Genomic DNA, 11834 nt, shown 5'->3' on the forward strand with positions numbered 1-11834 from the left:
CCTTTATAGACCGCAGGACCTCACACGGAGGAAAGCTTCATGGTCTTCTTTCCCCATCGCCATCTCATTGGCATCAAGGGCCTCTCGCCACTCGATATTGAAACGCTTCTGGAAAAGGCGGAGGAAGCAATTGCATTCAACCGCTCTCGCCAGAAAAAGAACAGTGTTCTGCGCGGTCTGACCCAGATAAATCTGTTTTTTGAGGCGTCGACACGCACGCAGGCGTCTTTCGAACTGGCCGGAAAACGGCTGGGCGCTGACGTTATGAACATGTCGGTTGGCAATTCATCCGTCAAAAAAGGCGAAACGCTGATCGACACGGCAATGACGCTGAACGCCATGCACCCGGATGTGCTGGTCATTCGTCATTCCTCGGCAGGGGCGGCAGCGCTGCTCTCACAAAAAGTGGCCTGCTCCGTTGTCAATGCCGGAGACGGCGCACACGAACACCCGACTCAGGCGCTGCTGGATGCTCTGACGATTAAGCAGGCCAAAGGGCGTCTCGATAATATTATCGTTGCGATCTGTGGTGATATTCTGCATTCGCGCGTCGCACGCTCCAACATCATCCTGCTGAACACGATGGGCGCACGCGTTCGCGTTGTCGGGCCATCCACTTTGTTGCCCTCCGGCATGCGTGACATGAGCGTCGAAGTTTGCCCGACGATGGAAGAAGCTCTCAAAGACGCTGATGTTGTGATGATGCTCAGGCTTCAGCGGGAGCGCATGTCAGGCGCTTTCGTACCATCGGTTCGCGAGTATTTCCGTTTCTGGGGACTGGATAACGAAAAGCTGAAGGCTGCCAAGGATGATGCGCTTGTCATGCATCCCGGCCCCATGAACCGCGGTGTTGAGATCGCCACCGACGTGGCGGACGGGCCGCAAAGCGTGATCGAAAAACAGGTGGAAATGGGCGTTGCCGTGCGCATGGCGGTGATGGAAACGCTGATGCTGGCCGAACACGGAGGTGTACGCGCATGAAACCGCTCGTTTTAAAGAATGCCCGCATCGTCGACCCGTCGCGAAATCTGGATGAAACCGGCACGATCATCGTCGAACATGGCGTGATTGTTGCAGCTGGCGCCGACGCATTAAACCAGGGCGCACCGGAAGGTGCCGAAACGGTGGATTGCAATGGACTGGTCGCGACACCCGGCCTGATCGATGCCCATGTTTTTGTCGGTGAGCCCGGCACGGAACATACCGAAACCATTCATTCAGCAAGCCTTGCCGCAGCAGCAGGCGGCATCACCTCATTCATGATGATGCCGGACACACATCCGCCGATTGACGATATCGCGCTGGTCGAGTTCGTCCTTAAAACCGCGCGCGATAATGCTGTTGTAAACGTTCACCCTGTTGGAGCACTGACCAAAGCTTTGGCCGGCAACGAGATGACAGAAATCGGCCTGTTGAAGAATGAAGGCGCTGTCGCGTTTACCAATGGTCGGCACCCTGTTTCCGATAATCGCGTGTTGCGCCGTGCGATGACTTACGCCCGCTCTTTCAACGCTGTTGTCTCACTGGAGCCGCGCGACCGCTACCTGTCGGATAACGGTGTGATGAATGAGGGCCTGTTTGCCAGTTGGCTGGGTCTTGCCGGGATTCCGCGTGAGGCGGAGATCATTCCGCTGGAACGTGATCTGCGACTGGCAGCGCTCACGGGCGCACGCTATCACGCCGCTCTGATTTCCGTGCCGGAATCGGTTGAGGCAATCCGGGTTGCCCGCGAACGCGGAGCCTTCGTCTCAAGCGGCATCTCAATCAATCATCTGACCCTGAATGAAAATGATATCGGTGAATACCGAACCTTCTTCAAACTGTCGCCGCCGCTGCGCCATGAAGAAGACCGCAGACAGATGGTCGAGGCCCTCAAAAACGGCCTTATCGATATCATCGTGTCATCGCACGACCCGCAGGATGTTGATACCAAACGCCTGCCATTCTCCGATTCCGAAGACGGCGCCATCGGGCTTGAAACGATGCTGTCAGCAGCGTTGCGCCTGCATCACAGTGACGATGTTCCGCTGATGCGCCTGATCGATGCGATCTCAACAAAACCGGCTCAGCTTTTCGATCTTGATGCCGGAACTCTGAAGCCGGGCGCGAAGGCTGACATAACGCTGATCGACCTTGATGAACCCTGGCTTGTCACGCAGGAAGGCCTCGTTTCGAAATCCAAGAATACAACCTTTGAAAACGCCCGCTTCTCTGGCCGTGCCGTACGCACATTCGTGTCGGGAAAATGCGTCTTTCAGGCGGACTAGAGCATCGGCCCGAAAATCGGAATCGATTTTCGGGAAGCACGATGCGTAGATTCAATAGGTTAGAGCGTCCTTTGTGCATCCGAATGGATGCACGGCGCTCTAAGACATAAAGGCGGAGGGGATCATGGAAGGTGTATTCGCATTTAATACAACAGCGCTTCAGGCACTCTGGGCGCTTGGTCTTGGGTATCTTCTCGGCTCTATTCCGTTTGGCTATCTGATTACCCGCACCGCCGGGCTTGGCGATATCCGTGGCATGGGATCGGGGAATATTGGTGCCACCAATGTTTTGCGCACAGGCAAACGACATCTGGCCGCTCTGACACTTCTGCTGGATGCACTCAAAGCAACACTTGCTGTGGTGCTTGCCTCCCATCTTTTTGGAGCGCAGGCTGGCCTTCTGGCAGGGTTTACCGCCTTTATCGGCCACCTTTTTCCCGTATGGCTCGGTTTTAAGGGCGGTAAGGGTGTCGCAACCTATATTGGCGTGCTTCTGGGCATTGCACCAGCGACAGTGCTGGTCTTCGCTCTTGTCTGGCTGACCGTCGCAAAGCTTTCCCGCTATTCCTCGCTGTCCGCTCTGGTTGCAACGCTTGTTATTCCGGTTGCATTGTGGATAATGGGTCAGCCGCAAATGTCACTTGTACTGGCAGTCATGACGGTGATTTCGTGGTGGCGCCACAAGGCCAATATCGAACGGCTGATTTCCCGCACGGAAAGCCGGATCGGAGAAAAGAAACAGGCTGAATAAAAAGCGCCCCCTAACGATTGATGGATGGGGGCATGTCAATGCAAGCCGAAGGCGCTTCTTCACAGGCAGACACAAGCGTAAAACACCAACTCGTGAAGAAATCAGGCATCGTACTCACAGACCAGCAGAGACTGGCGTGGTTGCGGCTGATCCGCAGCGACAATGTTGGACCGATCACATTCCGGAGCCTGATCAACCATTATGGCAGTGCAGAAAAAGCACTGGCCATGATCCCTGAATTGGCAGCACGCGGTGGCTCGTCGCGTCGCATTCGCATCGCGAAGACCGATGAGGCCGAGAGAGAGCTCGAAACGGCAGCGCGTTTCGGCGGACGTTTTGTCGGCATTGGCGAACCGGACTACCCGCCTGCATTGCGAGCCATGGAGGGCGCCCCGCCGCTTCTGGCCATGCATGGCAGTGGTGCAGTTGCCACCCGGCCAGCCCTTGGCATTGTCGGCGCAAGGAATTCATCCGTCGCAGGATCAAAGTTCACCGTCATGATTGCAGAAGCTGCAGCCAGAGCCGGTTATACGGTAGTTTCTGGGCTGGCACGTGGCATTGATACGGCGGCCCACCGCGCCAGCCTTTCATATGGAACACTTGCTGCAATTGCCGGCGGCCTCGACCAGCCCTATCCACCGGAAAATATCGAACTGTACAAAAACATCTGCAGCGATGGTGGCGTTGCAATCAGCGAAATGCCCTATGGCTGGATACCGCGCGCGCGTGACTTTCCGCGCCGCAATCGCCTGATCGCAGGGTGCGCACTTGCAGTTGTCGTTGTGGAGGCCGCCCACCGTTCCGGATCTTTGATCACGGCACGGCTCGCCAATGAGTGTGGGCGGGAAGTGCTTGCCGTACCCGGCTCGCCGCTCGATCCGCGCGCGCACGGCTCCAATGGCCTGATCAGACAGGGTGCGACGATCATTTGCGAAGTCAGCGACGTTCTTGAAGCACTCGCCCCGCTATCGCAGATCGAGATTCCGTTTTCGGGTTCAGTCGGAGAAGAAAAGGCAGACGAATCCGATGCGCCGCCGCCTGACGACAGTGATCGAACGCGCATTGCTCAGGCTTTGGGACCGAGTCCTTGCGACATTGATGACCTGATCCGCTTCACCGGCGTCCATGCTGCGGCGGTTCACCTGATCCTGCTGGAGCTGGACCTTGCAGGCCGGTTGGTCCGCCATTCCGGGGGAACCGTTTCACTGGCTTGATTGATCGATCAGGCCACACGGCGATTGCTCGAATTCCAGCCCGACAACGGGTTTGGTGACTCGATTGCGCCCGCAGACGCACATCATTAATGTGAAATCGACCCTAAAACGTCTTTAGTTACGCTTTTTGGTATATCAGAATCGTTTTGAAACCGCGGGCGTAAGTTTTGACTGCGTCTCTCCGGCCTCGATATAGGCCATATCTATCAGATAACAGAGCAGCTCGGCGCCTTCACGATCTGCCATACGCCTGAGTTGGCCAAGCATCTGACGTATATACATAATTTCTTCGATTTCAATAGCGCGATCACTTTCGCGTCCAAAGGATATGGGGGCCATAATTTCACCTGCATGACGTAGCTGAATGTCCATTTTCACATGCTTTTCTATAGTAGTATCGATTTTGTTTATTAGACAATAAATTGCATCCAATATCAATACATCTATTGGTTGCACACACGAGAGAAACGCGAAAATTCCTTCACAGGACTTGACCGGAACGCAATCCCTGTCCATGTCGAAGGCCATAGAGGCGGGCAAACTGGTGGCCGATAGCGGTCGCCGCACCCGGGCCAGCAAGAAAGTTGAGACGGTAGATATGGACGTAGTCGTTGTCGAATCCCCTGCAAAGGCGAAGACAATCAACAAATACCTCGGCAAGGATTACAAGGTTCTGGCCTCCTTCGGCCATGTCCGCGACCTCCCGCCGAAAGACGGCTCAGTGCTGCCGGATGAAGACTTCGCGATGACATGGAAAGTCGACACTGCGTCGGCCAAACGCGTCAAGGACATTGCCGACGCCGTAAAATCTGCCGACGGCCTCATCCTCGCAACCGACCCGGACAGGGAAGGCGAAGCGATTTCCTGGCATGTGCTGGATCTTCTGCAAAAGAAGAAGGTGCTGAAAGACAAGCCCGTCAAACGCGTCGTCTTCAACGCCATCACCAAAAAGGCCGTGCTTGATGCCATGGCGAACCCGCGCGACATCGATGAATCGCTGGTCAATGCTTACCTTGCACGACGCGCCCTGGACTATCTCGTTGGCTTCAATCTCTCACCAGTCCTGTGGCGCAAACTGCCGGGCGCGCGTTCTGCAGGGCGCGTCCAGTCTGTCGCGCTGCGTCTGGTCTGTGAACGCGAGAACGAAATCGAACGCTTTATCCCTGAAGAGTACTGGAACATTGTTGCAGACCTGAAAACACCGCGTGGCGATCAGTTTGAAGCCAGACTGGTGCAGGCCGATGGCAAGCGGGTTCAGAAAAACTCGATCAAGGACGGAGAGCACGCCAACAGGATCAAGACACTTCTTGAGGCGGCCAGTTATTCTGTGGCCAGCGTTGAGGCGAAGCCGGTCAAGCGCAATCCCGGACCACCCTTCACAACCTCTACGCTTCAGCAGGCGGCGTCATCGCGTCTTGGCTTTTCTGCATCACGCACCATGCAGGTCGCGCAGCGGCTTTATGAAGGCGTGGATACCGGCGGAGAAACAGCCGGTCTCATTACTTATATGCGTACTGACGGTGTTTCGATGGCGCCGGAAGCAATAACGGCAGCGCGTTCGGCGATTGGCGATCAGTTTGGTGAACGTTACCTGCCGGAAAAGCCGCGCGCTTATTCCACGAAGGCAAAGAATGCCCAGGAAGCACACGAAGCCATTCGCCCGACTGACTTCACGCGCACACCGCAATCGATGAAGAAGTATCTCGATGCGGACCAGTTCCGTCTTTATGATCTTGTCTGGAAGCGTGGCATTGCCAGCCAGATGGCCTCGGCAGAGATGGAACGCACGACCGCTGAGATCACAGCTGCTCAAGGTGGTGAGCAGGTTGGCCTGCGCGCCGTGGGCACGGTGGTAAAGTTCAACGGCTTCCTCGCAGCCTACGAAGACAATCGCGAAGAAAAGCAACCTTCCGATGAGGACGAGGATGATGGTCGCCTGCCGCCGATCAATCAGGGCGAAGCGATCGATAAGGAAAAGATCAGAGCAACGCAGCATTTCACAGAGCCGCCTCCGCGCTATTCAGAAGCCTCGCTGATCAAGAAACTTGAGGAACTGGGTATCGGCCGGCCGTCAACCTATGCCTCCACGCTGGCGACCTTGCGCGACCGTGAATATGTCACGATCGAAAACCGCAAGCTGACGCCGGAAGCCAAAGGCAGACTGGTGACGGCCTTCCTCGAAAACTTCTTCAATCGTTATGTGGAATATGACTTCACAGCAGATCTTGAAGAAAAGCTCGACAAGATTTCCGACGGATCGCTGGAATGGAAACAGGTTCTGCGCGACTTCTGGAAGGACTTTTTCGCGCAGGTGGAAGACACCAAGGAACTGCGTGTCACCAATGTGCTGGATGCCCTGAATGAAGCGCTGGCACCACTTGTCTTCCCCAAACGCGAAGATGGCGGCGATCCGCGCCAGTGTCAGGCGTGCGGAACCGGCAGGCTTTCTCTGAAACTGGGCCGGTATGGCGCCTTTGTCGGCTGCTCCAACTACCCGGAATGCAATTACACGCGCCAGCTGGGGGGGGACGCGGAGGCGGCCAACGGCATCAACCCGAACGAGCCGAACGAACTTGGGACCGATCCTGAAACCGGAGAGACCGTGACGCTGAGAACCGGCCGTTTCGGGCCATACGTTCAGCGCGGTGAAGGCAAGGAAGCCAAGCGCACGTCTTTGCCGAAAGGCTGGAAGCCGGAGGACATGGATCTTGAAAAGGCGCTGAAGCTTCTGTCGCTTCCGCGCGAAGTTGGCCCGCACCCTGAAGATGGCAAGATGATTACCGCTGGCCTCGGCCGTTATGGGCCATTTGTGCTGCATGACGGCACATATGCCAATGTCGAAAGCATTGAAGACGTCTTTTCGGTCGGCGTTAATCACGCAGTTTCGATCATTGCCGACAAGCGCGCCAATGGCGGTCGTCGCAGGTCTGCCCCTGCCGCCCTCAAGTCTCTGGGCGACCACCCGGATGGCGGGGAAATCACCGTGAATGACGGGCGCTACGGGCCCTACGTCAAATGGGGCAAGATCAACGCCACACTACCAAAGGGCAAGGACCCGCAGGCGATCACGCTTGAAGAAGCGCTGCCGCTGATTGCTGCCAAAGCTGAAAAATCCGGTACGAAGAAAAAGACGCCGGCCAAGAAAACAGCAGCAAAAAAAACGACGGCAAAAAAGACGACAACCAAAGCCAAAACCGCAACGAAGAAAACCACATCGGCCAAAAAGAAGGCTGAGGCTGAAAGCGATAACAGTTGAGCCAGAAACCACGCCGCCAGACAGCAGATACCAAAGCCGCTGCCGACAAAGCCGGTGACACCATTATTCACGGTCAGGTGCCGCCGCGCGAGGTTCTGCTGCAATATATCGCCGACAATCCGGATAAGGCATCGAAACGCGAAATCGCAAAAGCTTTCGGGATCAAGGGTGCAGGTCGCGTGGAACTGAAAGACCTCTTGCGCGACCTGGAAGACGAAGGCCTGCTGCAAAAGAAACGCAAGAGCCTTGTTCGCCCCGGTGCCCTGCCCCCGGTCACGGTTCTGGATATCACCACGCGTGACAAGGATGGCGAGCTTATCGGCCGGCCGGCAGAATGGCCGGAAGAGGAAGGTACAGCACCCGCTGTGCTTATTCGCCAGTCCGGTGGTGGCAAGAACAACAAGCGCAAGGTTGCCTCCGCGGGCATGGGCGACAGAATTGTTGCAAAAATCTTTCCATCGAAAAGCGAAACCGGCCCGGCTTATACCGCGCGTGTCATCAAGGTTATCGACAAACGCAAACTGGCAGCACTCGGCGTTATCAAGGTTCTCGACGATGGCACAGTAAGACTGATGCCGATCGACCGGCGCGACAATGAAGTTGTTATCGACGAAACCGGGCTGAATGGTGCAAAAGACGGCGATCTTGTCGAAGCCGATGTCAAGCGTTCGGGCCGGCTTGGCCTTGCACGTGGTTCGGTGCTTTCAGTTGTCGGCTCGCTGGCCTCCGAAAAAGCCGTGTCGATGATTGCGATCCATGCCCATGGCATTCCGCATATCTTCCCCAAAGACGTTATCGACGCTGCGGAAGCCGCTGAACCGGCAAGCATGAAGAACCGCGAAGACTGGCGCGATATTCCACTGGTGACCATCGATCCGGCTGACGCCAAAGACCACGACGATGCCGTTTTTGCAGAGCCCGATACCCGCCCGGAAAACGAAGGCGGCGTGATCGTTACCGTCGCGATTGCCGATGTCTCCTACTATGTGCGTCATAAATCTGCACTGGACCGGGAGGCGCTGAAGCGCGGCAATTCGGTCTATTTTCCCGACCGCGTCGTGCCGATGCTGCCGGAGCGAATTTCGAATGACCTCTGCTCATTGCGCGAGGGAGAGGATCGGCCAGCCATGGCTGTGCGGGTGGTCTTTTCCAAAGATGGACGCAAGGCATCACACACCTTCCACCGCATCATGATGAGGAGTGCGGCCAAGCTCTCATATCAACAGGCTCAGGCTGCCATTGAGGGAAAAACCGACGACAAGACCGGCCCGCTTCTCGAACCGGTTCTAAAGCCGCTCTGGGCCGCTTACGAAACGATGAAACGTGGTCGCGACCGGCGCCAGCCACTTGAGCTTGATATGCCGGAACGCCGCATTCTCCTGAAAGACGACGGCACGGTCGACAAGGTTGTGGTTCCGCCGCGTCTTGATGCCCACAAGCTGATCGAAGAAATGATGATTCAGGCCAATGTGGCAGCAGCTGAAACACTGGAGAAAAAAAGCCAGCCACTGATCTACCGTACCCATGACGCGCCATCACTTTCCAAACAGGAAATCCTGCGCGAATTCCTGGCCACTTTGTCGATACCGCTGGCCAAGGGCGGCAATCTGCGCGCCAACTCCTTCAATGGCATTTTGATGAAGGCCGAGGGTTCGCCGCATAAGGATCTGGTCAATCAGATGGTGCTTCGCTCACAAAGTCAGGCCGTGTACTCGCCGGAAAATGGCGGCCATTTTGGTCTCAACCTGATGAAATATGCGCATTTTACGTCACCGATCCGCCGCTACGCTGATCTGATCGTACACCGTGCGTTGGTGGCATCGCTGCATCTGGGTGAAGGTGGCCTTGAGCGCGAAGAAGAAGAGCAGCTGGACGATATCGCGGCTGAAATCTCGACCTTTGAACGCCGCGCCATGGCCGCTGAGCGCGAAACGGTCGACCGACTGATCGCGCATCATCTGGCGGGCCGTATCGGCGAGAGCTTTGATGGCCGCGTCGCTGGCGTTACCCGTTCCGGCCTGTTCATTGCCCTGCCGGAATATGGTGCTGACGGCTTTGTACCGGTCTCAACGCTGGGTACCGACTATTTCGTTCATGATGAAGTGCGACAGGCGCTTGTCGGCGAGAAAACCGGGCTGGGTTATCAGATGGGCGACGATGTTGAAGTGCAGCTTGTCGAAGCTATTCCGCTGGCCGGTGCCCTGCGGTTTGACATGTTGTCGTCCGGTAAGAAGCTTCCGGCAGCAACGCGCTCCTTCCACAAGTCAAAGCGCGGTCGCCCCATGCGCGGCGGCAGACCTTCCGGCAGGCCGGGACCACGCGGCAAGCGGTGAACAGACAGAACATCTGGCCTCAGAGTATCGGGCGCTCTATGCCACGCCTGACGCGCGGGATCAGATGCAAGCTCACGGATTGCATTCCGTCAATTTGTCTGAATAAATCAGGCTGGAGGCGCTTATGTCAGATCTTAAGAAAGACAGTCATCACGTTTACGGCGCACATCATGAAGGTGAGCGCCACCTTGTTCCCGCCATGCTGGAAGGCATGAAAGGCCGTTGCCCGGCCTGTGGCAAAGGAAGACTGTTTTACAGGTATCTGAAGCCAGTGGATGCATGTGACCAATGCGGCACGGAAATTCATCATCACCGCGCCGATGATCTGCCCGCCTATCTCGTCATTCTCGTTCTCGGACACTTCATGGTTGGCGGTTACATGTCCGGCGCCGCCCTTTTTGATCTGCCCGACTGGGTGCATCTCGCCATCTGGGTTCCGCTGACCGCCATCGCCGCCTTCCTCATTATCCAGCCGATCAAAGGCGCCGTCATCGGCCTCCAATGGGCCCTGAAAATGCACGGCTTTGATGGTAAGGGGGAAGAAGAGGTGAAGGATTATTGAAGCGCGGTGATGAACGTCAATTAGGCAAGACTAACCTTTCAAAAATCCACGAAGAGGCAAGGTTCAGAATAACTGTTGCGGCTAATCCCGCCATTGCTTTTAAGAAGTTCAGCCGATTGGACTTCTTCCATTTGGCGAGTATCCGTTCATCACCCCGATTAAGTAAAACACACGAAACGGGCTGAACACGATCAATAGCATATTCGATCGCCCTTCCGACCAAAGACCCCACCAACCATGCAACAATCGCGAGTGCTGCGATTCGCGAAAGAGATACTATAGGCCCGGACACCAACTCATCGAACGTAATAGATGAGTACAAATTACCCAAAACGTAAAGAGACGTCACTGAAAATGATGAAGATACTATATATTTAAACCAATGACTGTAATTTTGCAAATTCGATATTATCTTATTTTCGGGCGTGAACTCTAGGGACTTATACCATTCATCAACCTGTGCAAGAAAATGCTTTGCCGCAGCGTAGTCGGAATAGTCAATCGTCACGAACCCATCTGGCCTACCTAGCATCTTAAGAAGATTCTGTGGCCCCAAAAAACGGTTAGGCTACTTTTCCCGAAGACCAGCGCGGGAAACCATATTCACTCGTATCCTATATGTAACCGGTTTTTTTGTTCCCGCAGGTATTATTATTATATTATACTCTAAACTGACATTTTCCACTGGATTACTGTTCGAGGTATTGTACAGTCTAAAGCGTTCAAAACTGCTGAAGACTTCTTTTGGACCATCTACATGATAAACGGTTACGGAGTATTTACCCACCCCCTTGTCACGGGCACGGATTTCTGAATCCATACAGCCATGGATCGAAATGATTTGCAGCGGCTTTCGAAGGACGAACTGATTGATCTGGTGCTTCGGATGCAGCGTCCGGACAAGACGTCGCGGACCTCGTCGAAGCCGCCGTCGACGGATCGCAAGGCGCGCCGGGAGAAGGCCAGACCCGGCGGCGCCAAGCCAGGTCATGAGGGTCACAGCCGCTCGATGAGCGAAGCATTCGATGAACTCGTCGATCATCGCCCCGACCAATGCCCTTGCTGCCTGGCCTGCCTGTCATGCGATCTTGCCGCCGAGACGGTCAGCGCACACGACAGGATCGAACTTCCCGAGATCAAGCCTTTTGTCGAGCGTCATCGACGTCTGGCGGTGAGCTGCCCGTCCTGTGGAACGCGGGTTGTCGCGCCCGTGCCGGATGCGGCGAAAGGGACGCCGTTCGGGCCGCGCGTGCATGCGATGGCGACGTACCTCAAAACCTTCCAGGCCTTGTCCTATGAACGCCTGCAGGGCGCGTTTGCGAATCTCTTCGGTCTCACCATCAGTCAGGGCGGCCTGATGAACATGCTGCGCAGGGCTCAACGGGCCTTCGTGTCCGGGCGCGATGCGGCAGTCGCCGCCCTGCGCCGGGCCAGCGTCGTCGCCTCCGACG

The 11834-nt window shown here is 55.9% G+C and carries 10 protein-coding genes; 8 read left to right on the forward strand and 2 right to left on the reverse strand.

Translation table 11 applies throughout. The features are described 5' to 3' along the window. The first annotated feature begins 39 nt into the window (after positions 1 to 39). The 4 genes from EDC90_RS10830 (at position 40) to dprA (ending at position 4232) form a co-directional block, all read left to right on the forward strand. A complete protein-coding gene (locus tag EDC90_RS10830) occupies positions 40 to 981 on the forward strand; it encodes an aspartate carbamoyltransferase catalytic subunit (RefSeq protein WP_132311414.1) in 942 nt (313 codons plus the stop codon). Next, a complete protein-coding gene (locus EDC90_RS10835) occupies positions 978 to 2267 on the forward strand; it encodes a dihydroorotase (protein ID WP_132311416.1) in 1290 nt (429 codons plus the stop codon). The genes EDC90_RS10830 and EDC90_RS10835 overlap by 4 nt, the downstream gene beginning before the upstream one ends. A 124-nt stretch (positions 2268 to 2391) precedes the next feature. Continuing rightward, on the forward strand, positions 2392 to 3018 hold the full coding sequence (gene plsY / locus EDC90_RS10840) for a glycerol-3-phosphate 1-O-acyltransferase PlsY (RefSeq protein ID WP_132311418.1): 627 nt from the start codon (positions 2392 to 2394) through the stop codon (positions 3016 to 3018). A gap of 38 nt (positions 3019 to 3056) precedes the next feature. Next, complete coding sequence (gene dprA, locus EDC90_RS10845; protein WP_132311436.1) at positions 3057 to 4232, forward strand: DNA-processing protein DprA; 1176 nt, start codon at positions 3057 to 3059, stop codon at positions 4230 to 4232. Between the two features lie 135 nt (positions 4233 to 4367). On the opposite strand, the gene EDC90_RS10850 is transcribed toward dprA, so the two are convergent. Then, on the reverse strand, positions 4368 to 4571 hold the full coding sequence (locus tag EDC90_RS10850; protein WP_132311438.1) for a hypothetical protein: 204 nt from the start codon (positions 4569 to 4571) through the stop codon (positions 4368 to 4370). Positions 4572 to 4830: 259 nt separating this feature from the next. On the opposite strand from EDC90_RS10850, the gene topA reads away from it, so the two are divergent. The 3 genes from topA to EDC90_RS10865 all read left to right on the forward strand — a co-directional run bounded on the left by topA (position 4831) and on the right by EDC90_RS10865 (position 10383). Further along, positions 4831 to 7488 carry a type I DNA topoisomerase gene (topA, locus tag EDC90_RS10855; protein WP_132311440.1) on the forward strand — a complete coding sequence of 886 codons (2658 nt, stop codon included), beginning with the start codon at positions 4831 to 4833 and terminating at the stop codon, positions 7486 to 7488. A gap of 62 nt (positions 7489 to 7550) precedes the next feature. Next, entirely contained in the window at positions 7551 to 9821 is a 2271-nt protein-coding gene (gene rnr / locus EDC90_RS10860; protein WP_245511028.1) for a ribonuclease R, read from the forward strand. A gap of 124 nt (positions 9822 to 9945) precedes the next feature. After that, on the forward strand, positions 9946 to 10383 hold the full coding sequence (locus EDC90_RS10865; protein WP_132311422.1) for a DUF983 domain-containing protein: 438 nt from the start codon (positions 9946 to 9948) through the stop codon (positions 10381 to 10383). A 16-nt stretch (positions 10384 to 10399) separates the two neighbouring features. Here the strand turns inward: EDC90_RS10865 and EDC90_RS10870 are convergent, their stop codons facing one another. Further along, complete coding sequence (locus EDC90_RS10870; RefSeq protein WP_132311424.1) at positions 10400 to 10891, reverse strand: hypothetical protein; 492 nt, start codon at positions 10889 to 10891, stop codon at positions 10400 to 10402. A gap of 318 nt (positions 10892 to 11209) precedes the next feature. Here EDC90_RS10870 and EDC90_RS10875 point away from each other — a divergent pair. Next, positions 11210 to 11834: IS66 family transposase zinc-finger binding domain-containing protein (locus EDC90_RS10875; protein WP_165972807.1), on the forward strand; the 625-nt coding region annotated here is incomplete at its 3' end.

It is taken from the genome of Martelella mediterranea (assembly GCF_004342225.1).
Taxonomy (GTDB): Bacteria; Pseudomonadota; Alphaproteobacteria; order Rhizobiales; family Rhizobiaceae; genus Martelella; species Martelella mediterranea_B.